At 51.5% G+C, this 17,565-nt stretch carries 14 protein-coding genes and 3 tRNA genes; 16 read left to right on the top strand and 1 reads right to left on the bottom strand.

Going from position 1 to position 17,565, the window contains the following annotated elements; all coding sequences use genetic code 11:
* The first annotated feature begins 310 nt into the window (after positions 1-310).
* The 4 genes from DW677_RS03160 (at position 311) to DW677_RS03170 (ending at position 2,806) form a co-directional block, all read left to right on the top strand.
* A tRNA-Leu gene (locus tag DW677_RS03160) sits at positions 311-394 on the top strand.
* A 525-nt stretch (positions 395-919) separates the two neighbouring features.
* A tRNA-Leu gene (locus tag DW677_RS03165) sits at positions 920-1,003 on the top strand.
* A gap of 232 nt (positions 1,004-1,235) precedes the next feature.
* On the top strand, positions 1,236-1,391 hold the full coding sequence (locus tag DW677_RS18230; RefSeq protein ID WP_181968287.1) for a hypothetical protein: 156 nt from the start codon (positions 1,236-1,238) through the stop codon (positions 1,389-1,391).
* A gap of 227 nt (positions 1,392-1,618) precedes the next feature.
* The gene (locus DW677_RS03170; RefSeq protein WP_117566481.1) at positions 1,619-2,806 is read left to right on the top strand and encodes a pyridoxal phosphate-dependent aminotransferase; all 1,188 of its coding nucleotides are present in this window, start codon (positions 1,619-1,621) and stop codon (positions 2,804-2,806) included.
* On the opposite strand, the gene DW677_RS03175 is transcribed toward DW677_RS03170, so the two are convergent.
* Positions 2,803-3,000 (bottom strand): hypothetical protein, encoded by a 198-nt coding sequence (locus DW677_RS03175; protein WP_015554695.1) that lies wholly within the window; start codon positions 2,998-3,000, stop codon positions 2,803-2,805. The genes DW677_RS03170 and DW677_RS03175 overlap by 4 nt on opposite strands.
* A 301-nt stretch (positions 3,001-3,301) precedes the next feature.
* Between DW677_RS03175 and DW677_RS03180 the strand changes: the two genes are divergently transcribed.
* The 12 genes from DW677_RS03180 to DW677_RS03235 all read left to right on the top strand — a co-directional run bounded on the left by DW677_RS03180 (position 3,302) and on the right by DW677_RS03235 (position 17,448).
* Entirely contained in the window at positions 3,302-4,360 is a 1,059-nt protein-coding gene (locus DW677_RS03180; protein WP_117503950.1) for a hypothetical protein, read from the top strand.
* Positions 4,361-4,558: 198 nt separating this feature from the next.
* Positions 4,559-4,936 (top strand): GntR family transcriptional regulator, encoded by a 378-nt coding sequence (locus tag DW677_RS03185; protein ID WP_015554694.1) that lies wholly within the window; start codon positions 4,559-4,561, stop codon positions 4,934-4,936.
* 12 nt (positions 4,937-4,948) lie between these two features.
* Positions 4,949-5,524, top strand: coding sequence for a UvrB/UvrC motif-containing protein (locus DW677_RS03190; protein ID WP_117566482.1), 576 nt, complete (start codon positions 4,949-4,951; stop codon positions 5,522-5,524).
* Positions 5,517-6,563 carry an arginine kinase gene (locus DW677_RS03195; protein WP_015554692.1) on the top strand — a complete coding sequence of 349 codons (1,047 nt, stop codon included), beginning with the start codon at positions 5,517-5,519 and terminating at the stop codon, positions 6,561-6,563. Before DW677_RS03190 ends, DW677_RS03195 begins: the two co-directional genes overlap by 8 nt.
* Positions 6,564-6,733: 170 nt before the next feature.
* A complete protein-coding gene (locus DW677_RS03200; protein ID WP_117566483.1) occupies positions 6,734-9,223 on the top strand; it encodes an ATP-dependent Clp protease ATP-binding subunit in 2,490 nt (829 codons plus the stop codon).
* A 114-nt stretch (positions 9,224-9,337) separates the two neighbouring features.
* Positions 9,338-9,751: a hypothetical protein gene (locus DW677_RS03205; RefSeq protein ID WP_015554690.1), complete on the top strand. Its 414-nt coding sequence runs from the start codon at positions 9,338-9,340 to the stop codon at positions 9,749-9,751.
* Between the two features lie 226 nt (positions 9,752-9,977).
* Positions 9,978-11,351: a DNA repair protein RadA gene (gene radA, locus DW677_RS03210; RefSeq protein ID WP_117503954.1), complete on the top strand. Its 1,374-nt coding sequence runs from the start codon at positions 9,978-9,980 to the stop codon at positions 11,349-11,351.
* Between the two features lie 160 nt (positions 11,352-11,511).
* Positions 11,512-11,582: transfer RNA gene (locus DW677_RS03215), tRNA-Trp, on the top strand.
* A 67-nt stretch (positions 11,583-11,649) separates the two neighbouring features.
* On the top strand, positions 11,650-13,527 hold the full coding sequence (locus tag DW677_RS03220; protein ID WP_117566484.1) for a DUF6320 domain-containing protein: 1,878 nt from the start codon (positions 11,650-11,652) through the stop codon (positions 13,525-13,527).
* A gap of 61 nt (positions 13,528-13,588) precedes the next feature.
* Positions 13,589-14,620 (top strand): alpha/beta hydrolase, encoded by a 1,032-nt coding sequence (locus DW677_RS03225; RefSeq protein ID WP_117503958.1) that lies wholly within the window; start codon positions 13,589-13,591, stop codon positions 14,618-14,620.
* A gap of 130 nt (positions 14,621-14,750) precedes the next feature.
* Positions 14,751-15,551: a hypothetical protein gene (locus DW677_RS03230; protein WP_117566485.1), complete on the top strand. Its 801-nt coding sequence runs from the start codon at positions 14,751-14,753 to the stop codon at positions 15,549-15,551.
* Positions 15,552-15,738: 187 nt separating this feature from the next.
* Positions 15,739-17,448, top strand: a complete 1,710-nt coding sequence (locus tag DW677_RS03235; RefSeq protein ID WP_117566486.1) for a S8 family peptidase — start codon at positions 15,739-15,741, stop codon at positions 17,446-17,448.
* Positions 17,449-17,565 lie beyond the last annotated feature (117 nt).

Below are 17,565 nucleotides of genomic sequence, written 5' to 3' on the forward strand. Positions count from 1 at the left end.
GGAAGAGCAGGAGAAAAGGCGATGGAAATTTAAGATAGATGATATTTCTGAAGGATGACTGCAGAAGATGTTTTGTGAGATATAGCCGTAGAGATCATTGCATGATATCTTTGGGATGGGTCTTACTGTGGAGATGATCTCTTTAGCGGATTTCGGTTATGCCATGGGATAGAATATAGTACAAATTGAGTGAAAAAAATATGTTATTAAAAAAATAAAAAAAGTTTAAAAAAGTACTTGCCAAACAGAAAGAACTATGATATATTAATATGCGTCGGTGAGAGATACAAAATCTTGAAACACCCGATGCGCGGAAGTGTCGGAACTGGCAGACGAGCAAGACTAAGGATCTTGTGGTGGTTACATCGTGTGGGTTCAAGTCCCATCTTCCGCACGAAAGACTCAAGTCGAAAGACTTGAGTCTTTTTGCGTTATAGAGAAAATAGCGATAGATGTGGAGAGCCTGGTGATTGAGGTGATGGTACTGGAATTGTCAAATTAATGTATGAATGCGTATTTTGAGGAAAATGCCACGCAAAGTGTAACATGGAGAGAAGGAAGCGCGGTTGCGATGAGCACCAGAGGGAAGCGCTATATTCGGCGTTTGTGGGAAGAGCAGGAGAAAAGGCGATGGAAATTTAAGATAGATGATATTTCTGAAGGATGACTGCAGAAGATGTTTTGTGAGATATAGCCGTAGAGATCATTGCATGATATCTTTGGGATGGGTCTTACTGTGGAGATGATCTCTTTAGCGGATTTCGGTTATGCCATGGGATAGAATATAGTACAAATTGAGTGAAAAAAATATGTTATTAAAAAAATAAAAAAAGTTTAAAAAAGTACTTGCCAAACAGAAAGAACTATGATATATTAATATGCGTCGGTGAGAGATACAAAATCTTGAAACACCCGATGCGCGGAAGTGTCGGAACTGGCAGACGAGCAAGACTAAGGATCTTGTGGTGGTTACATCGTGTGGGTTCAAGTCCCATCTTCCGCACGAAAGACTCAAGTCGAGAGACTTGAGTCTTTTTGCGTTATAAAAGCTACTTTTTTCAGGGGTTATGACAAAAGAGTAAGGGACCAATCATTAAATAAGCGTGCGAATATGCTTTGCACAGAAAATTTCAACACGCCGCTGTCAGACAGAGAGCGGAAGAGTGCACTGGAGACATGGATCGAGCTGATACAGCCGGGGGAGACCATGAAATCGGTAGGCTGCGAATGGACCGATGATGGAAAAATATCAGCCGAGAGGGAAGGAGAGAGGCTGGTATGAGGATCAGGGAGAAGAATACCTCTTCATCAAAGCCCTGGCAGTGAGTTGCGGAGAGTCCGAGAGGAAGAGGGAGAAAAACTCTGTAAACAGGTCCGACTGTGATCATTAAGGGCGATGAGCTTATGAATTAGGCTTGTCGCTTTTTGTTTTGACAATACAAATGATCCGGGGGAAGTTTTATAGAAATGTAAAGAAAAATCAATAGGTCTGTCATGAAAGTTGTGATAAGATATTAGAACAGAGGGACGATTCGGAACGTAATACTGAGATGTGCGCGCGGAAGGATCGGAATACCGGAAAGACATCATACATGACAATAGAAGAGAGGTTTTACATATGCCGGAATTAAGCAGAAGAGTACAGACATTTACAGACTCCGTCATCCGCAGGATGACAAGGATCAACAATATGACACCGGGAAGCATTAACTTAAGTCAGGGATTCCCGGATTTTGATCCGCCGCAGGAGATCCTGGACGCGTTAAAGGAAGCGGCGGAGCATGGTCCACACCAGTATTCCATCACCTTTGGGGCGAAGAATTTCCGGGACGCGCTGGCAGAAATGTATACAAAGAAATTTGCCCGTGAGATCGATCCGGAAAAGGAGATCGTTGTGACCTGCGGGGGAACGGAAGCGATGATGGCGGCGATGATGACCGTGTGCAATCCGGGAGATAAGGTCGCGGTGTTCAGCCCGTTCTATGAGAACTATGGGGCGGACGCGATCCTCTCCGGGGCAGATCCGGTCTATGTGCCGCTTGTGCCGCCGGATTTCCATTATGACAGCGAAGCTCTGGAACGGGCGTTTCAGGCCGGTGCGAAGGCACTGATCCTATGTAATCCGTCGAATCCCTGTGGAAAAGTATTTACGATGGAAGAGATGGAGGAGATCGCGGAGCTCGCAAAGCGGTATGACGCCTTTGTGATCACGGACGAGGTGTACGAGTACATTATCTACGGTGAGAACCGCCATATCTCCATGGCTGCTTTGCCCGGAATGTATGAGCGGACGATCACCTGCAGCTCCCTCTCAAAGACATACTCCATGACCGGATGGAGACTCGGCTATCTGATCGGATCGGAACATGTGATCGAGGCGGCGAAGAAGGTCCATGATTTCCTGACCGTAGGCGCTGCGGCACCGCTTCAGGAAGCGGCAGTCACTGGTCTGAAATTTGGACCAGAGTACTATCAATGGTTAAAGGATCTCTACACAGAAAAGAGAGATTATCTCTGTGGAAGGTTGGAGCAGATGGGACTTTCCCACACGACACCTCAGGGCAGCTATTTTGTTCTCGTTGATATCTCGGGATTTCTTGAGAAGCCGGAGTTTACCGGCTGGACAGATTTGGAATTCTGTGAATGGATGATAAAGAATTACGGTGTGGCAGCTGTGCCGGGTTCCAGCTTCTTTAAGGAGCCGGTAAACAATTACATCCGTCTGCATTTTTCCAGAGGGAAAGAGACGCTTGAGGCGGCTGCTGACCGTCTGGAAAAGATGGCAAAAGATTACGGATTTTGTTAGTTATCCCTTTTGTTTCTGTTTCGGACGTACTTTAAGATCAGCGCGTAGCCGTAGAGCATCACCGGGATGACGATGACGCAGAACAGGAGCGCCAGGATGACATTCTCCGGGCCACCGGTGAAGGTCAGGACGATGAGGGCGAGGAAGACCGCGGCGATGATGAGGATCCCGGCCCAGGCGAAAAATCGTTTCATATATTTAGGTTCCTTTCATGTACATACTTTGAGTTCCTGCTTAGTATAAGGTATTTTAAAGCGGGATTCAAGATAATGAGGCATAAAGAATGTAATTCCGGTTCCGGAAGGAAGATTTTTGAACAGAATATATCGTAACCATTCAGCAGGTCTGCGCACTTGCTGCGCTGACCGTAAGAAAACATAGGCCGGAAGACAAAAATCCCATCAGCAAAGCTGATCTGAAATGGATTTTTGCGCGTAACTATGAAGGTACTGAATAGTTACCAGCATTTGATAAAAACGGAAAGGAGGAGTGACCATGAAGAAAAAACGAACACTTATCCTGATCGGCGCTGTCGGCATCCTGCTTGCTGTGCAGACTATAACATCTTTCGCTGCGGATGGAAAATGGACGCTCACGGATGCCGGTTACACCTTCACATACTCGGATGGGCGCAAAGCCCGGGGTACCTGGGAGGATATCGACGGCGAGTGGTACCATTTTGACAGAAACGGAATCATGGAGACCGGATGGAAGACGGTGGGAAACATCCGTTACCATTTCAACCAGGACGGTTCCCTCTCCGAGGGCTGGCAGTACGACGGTCCGGGCGGCGGAAACTGGTACTACTATGATTCCGCGGGGAACGCGAAGATCCAGTGGTTTCAGGATAAGGGAAACTGGTACTGGTTTGACTCGGACGGAAAGATGAACAAGGAAGCTGTCCGCACAATAAAAGGAAAGACATACGCGTTCCGCCCGGATGGAAGCATGCGGGTAAATGAGTACGCGGGCTTTTCCTACACCGACTACGACGGACAGCCGGATCCGGCGGGGGATATTCTGGCGGTCAACGCGGATGGAACGGCGAAGACGGTGAGCGAGGCCGAGAAAAATGAGATCGCCGTGTATATCAACGCCTTCCCGGATGGTTGGAGAAAGAAGTTCCGGGATGACGGATGGAGGTTTGTGTACTGTCCGTCGGGCGGGGCATATAGAACCTTCAAAGATAAGAGGGGAAACGTACTCTATTCCTGCAATTATTCTCTGGATGAGGAGAAGAAAGAACTCCGGTTTTCGAAAACGGATGCCGTGAAGGGCGGATTCGGGGCGTATGTCTATGAAAATTCCGGGGATGAGATGAAGAAAGACCAGTTCCCAAAGGCGGCGAGGTACCGGTTTGCGGAGATCGCCCAGGCGACGGGCCTGCCGGAAGGCGCGAAGAGAGAGTATGACGTGATCTTTGGAGCGCTGTTTCATATATATCAGGACCCGGATGTCTGGAACGCGCTGAAAGCAAAAGCTTCAGATATTACTTGGACTATCGAGCGGATCGCGGATAACCGGTCGGCGGATGGACGTCTGGACTTAGAGTAGGAAAATATAATACTTTGAGGCGAAACTGCAAAGCAGGCAAAAATGAAAGTAGAACATACGTACGAATAAACTTTGGTTTCACTTGACGAACACCACACAATCTGTTACTATACACATATAACAAATGGAATACTATGATACCGGAAACGCATAAACGGTCCCGGCATCAAAAATATTAAGAAAAAAGATGGTGATCAAATGGTACTGAAGATCGATTTTGACAGTGAGGAAGCACTCTATACCCAGCTCTGCAACCAGATCATCTGCGGCATCGCAATGGATGTGCTTCACGATGGGGATAGTCTCCCGTCGGTCAGACAGCTTGCAGATGAGATCGGAATTAACATGCATACAGTCAACAAGGCATATGCTGTATTGAAACAGGAAGGATTTCTGCGCCTGGACCGCAGACGCGGGGCCGTGATCGCCCTGGATATGGATAAACTGCGGACGATGGAAGAGATGAAGAACGACCTCGCGCTGATCGTTGCCCGGGGAATCTGCAAAAATGTCGGCAGAGATGAGATCCACAGCCTTGTAGACCAGATCTATGATGAGTTTGGCGGACAGGCATAAAGGAGGGGCAGTATGCTTTGTGAACATTGCAAAAAGCGGGAAGCAACCGTAAAATATGTGGAAGTGATCAACGGCGTGAAGACAGAGCACAACCTCTGTACCCAGTGTGCCGCCCATGCGGACCTTGGACAGTTCTCAGCTCTCTTTGAGGGAGAATTCCCGTTAGGAAAACTTCTCTCCGGACTTCTTGGAACCCAGGAGACGGAGGAAGAAGATGAAAAGTACTCCGGTGTTGTGTGCCCGACCTGCGGAACGACTTATGAGGAATTTGTAAAGGACAGCCGGTTCGGATGCCCGGACTGCTACAGCGTGTTTGATCCTCTGATCAGCGACAATATCCGTCATCTTCAGGGCAGCGAAAAGCACGTCGGAAAGCGTCCGGCGGGATACTGGTCCGAGATGGAAGAAATGAACGGGACGGGAACTACTGGAGAGGATCCGGTGAATATTCCGCAACTCTCAAAGAAAGAGAAGATCCGCCTGATGGAGACGAGATTAAAAGACGCGGTGCGCCGGGAAGAGTACGAGGAGGCCGCGAAGCTCCGGGATGAGATCCGGGCGTTGAAAGAGGAGAGACAGAATGGATAAATGGTATGAAGTACCGGGAAAAGCAGGCACAAATGTGATCTACAGCCGTGTCCGTCTGGTTCGAAATCTGAAAGAGTATCCGTTTCCTGGCCGCCTCACCAAGGAGCAGAGCGCGGAGCTTTCGGAGAAGCTTCTCGGCGGACTCACCGGCATCGCGTCCATGGACCGGATGCAGTATCGGTTTACACACTTAGAGCGGATGGGCGACCTGGAAAAAACAGCGCTTTTAGAGCGCCGGGCGATCAACCGCAGTGTAATAAAGAAGAAAGACCCGACGGGAATGATCCTGTCGGAGGACGAATCAACGGCGATCCTCCTAAATGGGGATGATCATGTGCGGATCCAGACGCTGCAGACGGGGCTGACCCTGGAGCAGCTTTACGAGAGAGCAGATAAGATCGATGACTATATCAGCGAGCGTTTTGATTACGCCTTCGATGAAAAATACGGCTACCTGACCTCGTTCCCCACAAACGTGGGAACAGGACTTCGGGCAGCGGTGGTCCTGCACCTGCCGATGCTGTCCAAGAATAAAAATTTCAACAGCCTCGTTGCGGATATGGGCCGGTTCGGGACCCAGGTCCGGGGCGTGTACGGTGAGGGCGCGGAGAACTTCGGCTCCCTGTACCAGATCTCAAACCAGAAAACCTTAGGACAGACGGAGCGGGAGATCATCGATATCGTCAGGAAGGCAGCCCAGGAGCTGGATGCCCAGGAACGGCGGGTACGCCGGGAATACCGTCAGAGAAAGCCGGTGCAGGCGGCCGATGAATGCTATAAATCCTACGGCGTCTTAAAGTACGCGAGACGGCTGACGAGAAAAGACGGAATGGAATTCCTGTCCCAGATCATGACAGGAATCACGGATGGGATCTTAAAAGTGAAGGAACCGTACTCTGTATACGGTCTGATGCTGGGGATCCAGCCTGCGAACCTTTTGAGTCTGGCGGACCGCCCGCTTGACAAGGATGAGCTGGATGCCGCCCGGGCAGAGTTCCTGAGAAGGCGGCTGCCGGAGATCATAGAGATAGAAAATTAGTTGACTGTTCGGCAGATCTGCGCTTTTGCTGCACCGACCGAAAGAAAACATAGGCAGGAAGGCATAATTTTAATCGGCGCAGTTGATTTGGAATGGAGTTATGTTCGTAACTATGAATGGATTGAATGGTTGCGCAGTTGACGGAAAAGTTCAGGAGGAAATTAGAACAGATGGCACAATATACAGAAAAAGCCCAGGAGGCACTGGTTCTCGCCGGTGAAGCGGCGGAGGATATGGGTTCCCCTGTGATCGGAACGGAGCACATCCTGGTCGGGCTGATCGAGGAGGGAAGCGGTACCGCTGCCATGGTCCTCGAGGCCAACGAGGTGAAGATCGACAGACTGCTGGCTCTTGTGGAGCAGCTTGTCTCTTCCTATCAGAATACAGCCACCAAAGAGCGGGACGGCTACACTCCAAGTGCGAGACATGTGCTGGAAAACAGCTATAAAGAGGCTGTCCGGTTTCATGCGCCGTTAATCGGTACAGAGCATATTCTGATGGCATTATTAAAGGAATCGGACTGTGTGGCAGTCCGCCTGTTAAACACCTTAAATATCAACATTCAGAAGGTCTACATCGACCTTTTATCCGCTATGGGTGAGGACGGAAACGCAGGAAAAGAGGACCTGGCCCAGGGACGCCAGCAGCGGGGCGGACAGAGCGCCACACCGACACTTGATGCCTACAGCCGCGACCTTACAGTCCTCGCAAAAGAAGGAAAATTGGATCCGGTCATCGGCAGGGAGAAGGAGATCCGCCGCGTGATCCAGATCTTAAGCAGGAGAACAAAAAACAACCCGTGCCTTATCGGAGAACCAGGTGTCGGAAAGACGGCTGTGATCGAAGGTCTCGCGCAGCTCATCGCTTCCGGCGACGTCCCGGATACGATCCGCGGAAAACGCGTGGTGATCCTTGACCTCTCCGGCATGGTAGCGGGATCCAAGTACCGCGGTGAGTTCGAGGAGCGCATTAAAAATGTGATCAACGAGGTGACAGAGGCGGAGAACGTTCTCTTATTTATCGACGAGATCCACACGATCATCGGCGCAGGCGGAGCGGAGGGCGCGTTAGACGCGTCTAACATCTTGAAACCGTCCCTGGCCCGCGGTGAGATCCAGCTCATCGGCGCTACGACGCTTGAAGAGTACCGGAAATATATTGAAAAGGACGCGGCATTAGAGCGCCGGTTCCAGCCGGTGACCGTGGAGGAGCCGACGGAGGACGAGGCGTTCCAGATCTTAAAGGGACTCCGCCCGAAATATGAGGAACATCACCATGTGACGATCACCGACGCGGCCTTAAAGGCAGCAGTGCGCCTCTCCGCCCGCTATATCAACGACCGGTTCCTGCCGGACAAGGCCATCGATGTGGTGGACGAGGCGGCCTCCAAGACGAGACTGACCGTCTATGTGGAGCCGAAGGGAATCAAGACTCTCGAGGAGGAGATCAAGAAGCTCGAGAAAGAGAAAGAGGACGCGATCCGTGACGAGGCATATGAGCTCGCCGGTGAGATCAAGAAGAAACAGGCCTCAAAGCGGGAGAAGATCCGTAAGCTGAAGGAGAAATGGGAGAGTGAGAAGGAGAGCCGGGAGCTGACCGTCGACGAGAATGACATTGCAGACGTGATCTCCGGCTGGACAAAGATCCCGGTGAGCAAGCTGGCGGAAGGCGAGACGGAGCGTCTCTTAAAGCTGGAATCCATTCTCCATGAGCGCGTGGTCGGGCAGGACGAGGCGGTGGTTGCCGTCGCGAAGGCGATCCGCCGCGGAAGAGTCGGCTTAAAAGACCCGAAGCGCCCGATCGGTTCCTTCTTATTCTTAGGACCCACAGGTGTCGGAAAGACGGAGCTCTGCAAAGCCCTTGCGGAGGCCATGTTCGGAACGGAAAACGCCCTGATCCGCGTTGATATGTCAGAGTACATGGAGAAGCACAGCGTCTCCAAGATGATCGGATCCCCGCCAGGATATGTGGGATACGAGGGCGGCGGGCAGCTGAGTGAAAAAGTCCGCAGAAACCCGTATTCTGTGATCCTCTTTGATGAGGTGGAGAAAGCCCATCCGGATGTTTTCAATATTCTTTTACAGGTGCTGGACGACGGTCACATCACGGACTCCCAGGGCCATAAGATCGACTTTAAGAATACCGTTATCATCATGACCTCCAATGCGGGCGCCGAGAACATCATCGCGCCGAAGCAGCTTGGATTCATGTCCCAGGACGATGAGAAGGTCCGCTACCAGAGAATGAAGACCGGCGTCATGGACGAAGTGAAACGGATGTTCAAGCCAGAGTTCTTAAACCGTATTGATGACACCATCGTGTTCCATCCGCTGACGAAGGATCACATGAAGGAAATCGTGACGATCCTCTTGAATGTCCTCGCAAAGCGGACAAAGAATCAGATGTCCATCCGCTTAAATGCCGGGGATGACGTGAAGGAATACCTTGTGGAAAAGGGATACGACGAGAAATACGGCGCGCGACCGCTTAAGCGCACGATCCAGAACCTCATCGAGGATAAGCTCGCGGAGCTGGTCCTGGAAGGAAAAGTGCGGGAAGGCGATTCCGTGAAGATCACCTGCAAGGACGGAGAACTGAAATTTTCAGCAAGACATCCACAAACTGCTGGAAAAACTTCCGCCAGTGTGGTAAAATCATAGGCACGACGTAACGGTTAGAAGGGACGGCTGCCTGTGACCGTTACCTATTACAATAGCAATAGCAATAGGGAAAATTTAGTCCTTGTTGAAACACACAAAAGGAGAGTAAGCATTATGTCAGTAATCAACGAACTGATCCGCACAGAGGCAAATGGAACCTTAAGCTTCGGAAACTACAGCCTCGCGGCAAAATCCAAGGTAGAAGACTTCGAGCACGAAGGTGATCTTTATAAAGTTAAGACATTTAAGGAAATCACAAAGTTAGAAAGAAACGGAATGTTCGTTTACGAGTCCGTTCCAGGAACTGCAGTAACAGAATTTGCAGTGACCGATACAACCGTTACCTTCAAGGTTGAGGGCTTTGAGGATGCCCAGATCACCGTACAGTTAGAGGACGACTGCGAGTACGAGATTTACGAGGACGGCGTTGGCGTCGGCGGAATGAAGACAAATATGAGCGGCAAGCTGAGTCTTTCTGTTGAGCTCAATGAGGGCAAGGAAGTAGAAGTTAAGATTGTTCGCAAGTGATCAGGAAATTGAAGATTGCTGCTGGCCGGGGTATGGACGGTAGTATTTTATGGCGCTCCGAGGGATGAACTTCGGAGCGTTTCCTGTTTTATGAAATATTTCTGTTCACCAAGAAAGCATTGCACAAAGGTCGTGCGAATTCACGCAGGAATATCGATTGGCGCAGGCAGTCAGGTAAGGCAGCTAAACGTATCATGGCATTTTGACTATAAAAAGGGAGAATATTGTGGCAAAAGCAAGAAACACAGCTTTTTTCTGTAAAGAGTGCGGCTATGAGTCCGCAAAGTGGCTCGGACAGTGTCCGGTGTGCAAGGAATGGAATACATTTGTTGAGGAGCCGGTGGCCCAGGCGAAAAAGGCACCGTCGGGGCAGATCGCCGCGGTGGGAGCCGGAAAGACGGCGGTCCCGGTCCATATCTCGGAGATCTCTCTCGATGAGCAGGACAGGACGCCCACAGGCTTCGGGGAGCTTGACAGGGTCCTCGGAAGCGGGATCGTGAAGGGAAGTCTCGTGCTTGTCGGCGGTGATCCGGGAATCGGGAAGTCGACGCTGCTTTTACAGGTCTGCAGAAACCTCGCCGGGGCGGGAAAACGTGTCCTCTATATCTCCGGTGAGGAATCCTTAAAGCAGATCAAGATGCGCGCAAACCGCATCGGGATGATCACAGGAGACCTTTTATTCCTCTGCGAGACGAACCTCGATACGATCCATGGCGCCATCGAGAGGTCGAAGCCGGACATTGTGATCATCGACTCGATCCAGACCATGTTCCGGGAAGATATTTCTTCTGCACCGGGCAGCGTGAGCCAGGTCCGGGAGTCCACGAACCTTCTGATGCAGATCGCGAAGGGATACGGGGTGACGATCTTTATTGTCGGACATGTGACGAAAGAGGGCGTGGTGGCAGGTCCCCGGGTGCTGGAACATATGGTGGACACGGTGCTCTACTTTGAGGGGGACAGAAACGACGCCTACCGGGTCCTCCGGGCGGTGAAGAACCGTTTTGGTTCCACGAACGAGATCGGCGTGTTTGAGATGGAGGAGAAGGGGCTTTCGGAGGTGCTGAATCCGTCGGAGATGCTGATCTCCGGGCGGCCGAAGGAGGCGTCGGGGGCGGTTGTTGCCTGCTCCTTAGAGGGAACGAGGCCGATCCTTCTGGAGGTCCAGGCGCTCGTGACCGCAACAAATTTTGGTATGGCGAGACGGACAGCGAACGGAGTGGATTACAACCGGATCAATATTCTGCTTGCGATCCTGGAGAAACGTTGCGGCTTCGCCATGAGCCGGTATGATGCTTACGTGAATATCGCGGGTGGAATGAAGATGAATGAACCGGCCCTGGACCTGGCGGTGGTGATGGCACTCGTGTCGAGCTTCAAAAACCGGGAAGTGGATCCTGGAATGCTGATCTTCGGAGAGGTAGGTCTCTCCGGCGAAGTAAGAGGCGTCTCCCAGGCAGCCCAGAGAGTGTCCGAGGCTATCAAGATGGGCTTTACAAGCTGCCTGCTGCCGAAATCGAATCTGGAGAAGCTGAAGGATGAGAAACGGATCAGGCTGATCGGGGTGGAGAATGTGAGAGAGGCGATACAGTTGATCTGATGTTGGCTGGGTGGTGCGATCTTCTTGTTTTCATTTGCAATGAAAACAAGAAGCATATGCCGCCTGTTCAAACTGGTGAAAGAAATTTTCAAATTAGTGTTGACAATTAAAACATTTCATGCTATTATAATGGAGCATTAAGTGATGAGCAACAAAATATAGGGGAATAGTTCAATGGTAGAGCAGCGGTCTCCAAAACCGTAGATGGGGGTTCGAGCCCCTCTTCCCCTGCTTCTGATGTACCGGAAAATTTCGATTTTCCGGTTATTTTTTTATACCGGAAAAGAGGCAGATCAGTTTGGAGAAATTATCTAATGGATTGATAAAAAAGCGTCCGCGGATCCAGGGTGCCGCATGGCGGCGGCTGGACAACACGGCGAAGCTCTTCGCGGCGGTGTCCGGGGAGGACTTGAGCAGTGTGTTCCGGATCGCGGCGGTCTTAAAGGAGCCGGTGGAGCCGGAGCTTCTGCATAAGGCGCTTCTTCTGACGCTTCCGGAATTTGAAAACTTTCGAGTAAAGCTTCGAAAGGGCTTTTTCTGGTACTATTTTGAGACAAATAACCGGGATCCGGTGGTGGAGGAGGAGCAGAGTGCGCCCTGCCGCTTTATCGATCCCCACCGGGGCGGGAGGTTTCCATTCCGCGTGAGTTACTATGGCTGCCGGATCAACTTTGAGGTGTTCCATGGCCTTACAGACGGTCTTGGGGCGGTGGGGTTTGTCTCGCGGCTCACGGAACATTATCTGGAATTAAAGAATGGTCTTCCAACGGAGATAAGGAAACGTGAGTTTTCTCCGATGAGGGCGGATGATTATCTCCGTTATTATAAAAAACTGCCCCACAAGCGCTACGAGAGCCGGCCTGCGATCCAGGTGAGCGGGGAGTTTCTTCCCTTTGACCAGATGGCGGTGCTCCATGGGACGTTCCATGTGGATGACCTTAAGAAACGCAGCAAAGAGGTGGGAGTCAGTATCACGAAATACCTGGCGGCAGCCCTTTTGTGGTCCATCATCCAGACCGAGACAGACGGAAAAGAGATGAAGCATCCGGCAGCGTTAAATCTTCCGGTGAATCTGAGAAGTTTTTTCGAGTCGGAGACGTTAGCAAATTTCTTTGCGGTCATCAATATCTCCTGGTCGGAGCGGCGGGCACCGGAAAGCTTTTCGGAGGTCCTGGAGGCGGTGAGCCGCCAGATGGACGAACAGATCGTGAAGGAGCGCCTGGAGAAGACGATCTCCTACAATGTGGGGAACGAGAAAAAATGGTATGTGCGGGCGATCCCACTGTTTGTGAAACACCTGGCGATGCAGATGATCTTTCTGCATAGCACCCGCGCCCATACAATGACATTTTCAAATATCGGGCGGATGGATGTCCGGGAGGAGCTGCGGGATCAAGTGGAATCTTTCCAGCTCCTCGTGGGCGCGTCCCCGAAGCAGAGGATGAAGTGCGGGGCGGTTGCCTATGATGGAAAACTCTGCCTCTCCTTTGCCAGCGCTATGGCGGAGAACCGGCTGCCGGAGTATTTCTTCCGGTTTCTGGAAAAGCAGGGGATCCCTGTGGAACTCGAGAGCAACGGGATTTACGACCGGGAACATGACAAAGGGCGGTATCCGGTGGTCGGCGGCGATAAGAATAAGATAAAGAGGGCTGTCAGGTTCTTCTATATTTCCCTGGCTGTCGTCTCGGTCCTTGCGGGGGTCGTAAATCTCGCCACTTACCGGCAGATCCCGTTCAAATGGGCATTTCTCACCTGGGGAGCGGCGGCCTATGTGGCGATGACACTGCGGTTTTCCGTCATGCGTCACGCCAGTATGTCCGGGATCCTGGTGCGGCAATGCCTGGGAATCCAGGCGATCCTGCTGCTGGTCGACATGATGACGGGGCTGCACGGCTGGTCCGTGGACTACGCGATCCCTTGTGTGGTGCTGTTTGAGGTGGCGGCGATCCTGCTCATGCTGCTTGTAAACCGCATGAACTGGCAATGCTATTTCATGTACCAGATCGCGGTTACGTTTTTGAGCTTTGTGCCGCTCGTGTTCCTAAGGATCGGATGGACGAAGCATCCGCTGTTCACGGTGATATCGGTGGTAATCTCGGTGAGCGCGCTGGTGCTTACGATTCTATTGGGAGATAGAAGTGTGAAGAGAGAACTGCGCCGGCGGTTTCATGTTTGAGAAAGAACAGAGCGAAAAAGAACAGTTCCAGAAACACGCAGAATAAAGAAGGAGATGAACTATGAGCCGGAAAGAAGTCAGCATGATCGGGAATCTGACCCGGGACATGATGAGGGATGTGATGGAGACATCCTTAAAGAAGCCGATCCAGACGGGAGAGTTCCGGAAAAATCCGGTGGAACCGGCCTGGAGATGTCCGGGTGACTATATTTATGAACTGGTTCCCACAGAGAAATTTGTGATGGAATATTTAAAGCCGAAGCAGGCGGTCACAGGCCGTGTGGTCTTACAGCTCCACGGTGGCGGCTATATTGGTCCGATGAAAAACATTTATCGCCGGTTTGCGGTAAAATACTCGGAACTGGGTCTCGGTGCGGATGTCCTGACACCGGACTATCGCGTCGCGCCGGAACATCCGTTCCCTGCGGCGCTTGAGGACGCTGTTTACGCTTACAAATGGCTTTTAAACGAGAAGAAATACGACCCGGAACAGATCGTCATCGCGGGAGACTCCGCGGGCGGCGGACTTGCCCTGGCGCTCTGCCTCTACGCGAAGGACCACGCCCTGCCGCTCCCTGCGGGCATCATCACCATGTCCCCGTGGACGGATGTGACCCTCAGCGGAGCGTCCTATGAGGAGAATTACACGATCGATCCCCTGTTCGGAAATTCGAAGGAAAATATGCTCTACCAGTGCAGCTATATCGGGAACGCGGACAAGAAAGACCCTTATCTTTCCCCACTTTTCGGAAACTTCGAGGGATTCCCGCCGATACTGATGCAGGTCGGCGCCTACGAGGTCCTCTTAGATGACACGAGGGCCGCCGCAAAGAAGGCGAGGGCAGAGGGAGTAAAGGTCCGCTGCTCCGTCTATGACGGAATGTTCCACGTCTTCCAGATGGGCCTCGACCTGATCCCGGAGAGCCGCGAAGCCTGGGAAGAAGTCGGAGAATACCTGCGCATCGTCTACCACATCCGCCGCGACCAGGAGGGAAAAGTCGTAAAAAAGGTGAAGACGAGGCGAAGAGATACCGAAGAGCGGGCGAAAATGAATCTTTTGGCATTTTTAAAACGGGAGCTGAAAAGCAAATGATTATTAAAAAGCCTTCTTTCTTAAGTTTTCATGAAGCCGTGCTTTTTCCAGCCCTTAGCGCTTGCGTTATCCTGAAAACCCCTGTATAATGACTTTAGCTGATAAAAACCCATAAAGGAGTGGATTTCAAATGAAATTAAAGAAAGTTATGCTCATGGCAGCTCTCGCTGCAGCAATTGGCAGTGTAAATATGGTGACTGCTCTTGCGGATGAGAACGAGACAGAGACAAAGTACGGTTGGGAAGGCAGCGGAAATACCTGGCGCTACTATGATTCCAACGGAAACTTAAAGAGCGGCTGGATCAAGGCTGAAGATGGTGATGGACGCGGAAATGATGTGTGGTATTATATCGATCCGTCCACAAACCTTATGATCTATAATACAACAAGAACCATCGACGGCGTATCCTACACATTCAGCGATGACGGAAGCTGGGTTGCTCCGGTTCAGACAGCGCCGAAGGGACACGTTACAGGCGGAAGATACTATAATACATGGTCTAACCTCTGCATCCCGCAGATCATCGGAACAACAGAGTCTGATTTCGAGGCAGCTGACCAGTACACAGGCGGCGAGTATGCGGCAATCGGAAGCCCGTCCCTGACACATGATCTCTATATGAGTACAGACTTCGGCGACGTAGAAGTCTACTACCTCAATATGAAGAATAAGCAGGATATGGATGCCCAGACATTTGCAAATACTCTTGCAGGAATCGAGAAAGGTCAGAAAGGTCAGGCTACAACAGCTGAGACTGTGACGATCGCAAACCAGCAGTACTCCAAGGTAACAGTAAGCGGAAAGAAGACATCAAGAACGTACTACTGCCGCAAGCAGGACGGCTATATGGTAGTTGTCCAGACAACTGGAAGAACCAAAGATGTAGCTTCTCTCAACAGCATCGTTATGAGTATGACAACAGCACAGTAATTAAATAAGACGTGACATTTGCCCCCGGCCCCGATGGCTCTGGGGGCTTTTTAATATTGTTTTTGAGAAAACGAAAGTCTTAAATAAAGCATGCCGCATAAAATATTCAGAATGGGATCTGTCTTTCAGAAACGGCATGGAAAAATGCGGGACAGACAGAATATAGAATGGATGTGGCGCGGCAGAGATGGAAGATCAGAAGGCGGAAAATCTATTGAATCTGGCACTTTCTGTCCCTGAGGAGACGAGGGGGCGGACAGAAGAGCTGAACGTGGGATATGACAGGGTGGAGCGGACATGGGAGATCATCGTGAAATACCATGGGAACCTGGAGAGCACTTTGAATGAGCAGTTTCCGGGTGTCTCCGGAACATACCTTTTAAGCAGCTTTGCGATCCTGCGTGTCCCGGAGCGGGATGTCCCGGGGGTGATCGCACTTCCTGAAATTGAATACGCGGAAAAACCAAAGAGGCTGTTTTTTGCCCTGAACCGGGCGAGGGCGGCCTCCTGTTTTCTTCCGGTGCAGACAGGGACCGATGGGCTTACGGGAAAAGGTGTCCTGGTGGCGGTGATCGACTCGGGAATCGACATCTTTCATGAAGACTTCCGGAATGAGGACGGAACCACGAGAATCCTGTATTTGGATGACCAGATCAGTGGGAAAACATATGAAAGGCGGGAGATCAATGAGATCCTGCGGGGAGAGAATAAATCCGGCGGAACAGGCGGTCTTTCCCTGGATACCAGCGGCCATGGCACGGCGGTGGCGGGGATCGCGGCTGGAAACGGGAGAACAAGCGGCGGACTGTACCGCGGGGCGGCCTATGAGAGTGAACTTATCATTGTCCGTCTCGGAATCCCGGATTCAGTTGGATTTCCGAGAACCACGGAACTCATGCGGGGGATGGATCTCGCGGTGCGGAAAGCTCTGGAACTGGGACGCCCCATGGCAGTGAATCTGAGCTTTGGAAATACATATGGATCCCACGACGGCGGCGGACTTTTAGAGCGGTACCTCGATTCTCTTGCACAGATGGGGCAGTTTGTCTTCGTCACAGGATCGGGAAATGAGGGGGACTCCGGGGGACATGCGAGACCTGTGATCGAACCCGGGAAGATCACGGAGATCCGGCTCTCTGTTGGGACATACGAGACGGGATTCGGCATGCAGATTTGGAAAAACTATGAGGACGGGATGCGGATCTTTCTGAGGGATCCCTTTGGCGGTGCGGAGATCGAGCTTGTCCCGGTGAGGGGAACGGACCGGATCCGGGTCGGAGAGACGGAACTTTTGATCTATTACGGGGAACCGTCCCCTTTTAATGCGGCCCAGGAGATCTATATTGAGTTTGTGCCGGAAAGAACTTATGTGGAGAGCGGGATCTGGACATTCCGATTCCTCGGGACAGGGGATGAGGAGACGGCAGCGGATCTCTGGCTTCCCTCCGCGGCGGCAGTCGGGCGGGACACGGAATTTTTGGAATCGTCGCCGGATACGACCCTGACGATTCCCTCCACGGCGTTCCGACCGGTGACGGTGGGCGCCTATGACAGCGGGACCGGAATCTATGCCCCGTTTTCTGGCCGCGGGGACACCAGGGTCTATCGCGCCCAGAAGCCGGACCTCGCCGCCCCAGGGGTGGGAATCATGGCCCCGGACCGGGACGGCGGCTATTCCCCTGTCACCGGAACATCCTTCGCGGCGCCCCTTGTCACCGGGGCCGCGGCGCTTCTCATGGAGTGGGGGATCGTCAGGGAGAATGATCCGTTTCTTTATGGGGAGAAGGTGAAGGCGTACTTAAGAAAAGGAGCGAGAAGACTTCCTTCTGAGCTGGCCTATCCGAATCCGAGGCTGGGATATGGAGCGCTCTGCGTGGCGGACAGTCTGCCGAAATAATTTGTAAATTTTCTTGAAAATTTCTAATAACAGATATATTATAGAAACGTATACAAAATAGAACTCGGATTTTTAAGAGATGAGGCATAAATACTTTTAAATCTTAATGGAAATCTG

Origin of the sequence: Clostridium sp. AM25-23AC, assembly GCF_003435125.1 — a bacterium.
GTDB lineage: Bacteria > Bacillota > Clostridia > Lachnospirales > Lachnospiraceae > Pilosibacter > Pilosibacter fragilis.

Coding starts and splice junctions, on each gene's coding strand:
- DW677_RS18230 (WP_181968287.1), top strand. CDS start 1,236: ATGATGGAAAAATATCAGCCGAGAGGGAAGGAGAGAGGCTGGTATGAG.
- DW677_RS03170 (WP_117566481.1), top strand. CDS start 1,619: ATGCCGGAATTAAGCAGAAGAGTACAGACATTTACAGACTCCGTCATC.
- DW677_RS03175 (WP_015554695.1), bottom strand. CDS start 3,000: ATGAAACGATTTTTCGCCTGGGCCGGGATCCTCATCATCGCCGCGGTC.
- DW677_RS03180 (WP_117503950.1), top strand. CDS start 3,302: ATGAAGAAAAAACGAACACTTATCCTGATCGGCGCTGTCGGCATCCTG.
- DW677_RS03185 (WP_015554694.1), top strand. CDS start 4,559: ATGGTACTGAAGATCGATTTTGACAGTGAGGAAGCACTCTATACCCAG.
- DW677_RS03190 (WP_117566482.1), top strand. CDS start 4,949: ATGCTTTGTGAACATTGCAAAAAGCGGGAAGCAACCGTAAAATATGTG.
- DW677_RS03195 (WP_015554692.1), top strand. CDS start 5,517: ATGGATAAATGGTATGAAGTACCGGGAAAAGCAGGCACAAATGTGATC.
- DW677_RS03200 (WP_117566483.1), top strand. CDS start 6,734: ATGGCACAATATACAGAAAAAGCCCAGGAGGCACTGGTTCTCGCCGGT.
- DW677_RS03205 (WP_015554690.1), top strand. CDS start 9,338: ATGTCAGTAATCAACGAACTGATCCGCACAGAGGCAAATGGAACCTTA.
- DW677_RS03225 (WP_117503958.1), top strand. CDS start 13,589: ATGAGCCGGAAAGAAGTCAGCATGATCGGGAATCTGACCCGGGACATG.
- DW677_RS03230 (WP_117566485.1), top strand. CDS start 14,751: ATGAAATTAAAGAAAGTTATGCTCATGGCAGCTCTCGCTGCAGCAATT.
- DW677_RS03235 (WP_117566486.1), top strand. CDS start 15,739: ATGGAAGATCAGAAGGCGGAAAATCTATTGAATCTGGCACTTTCTGTC.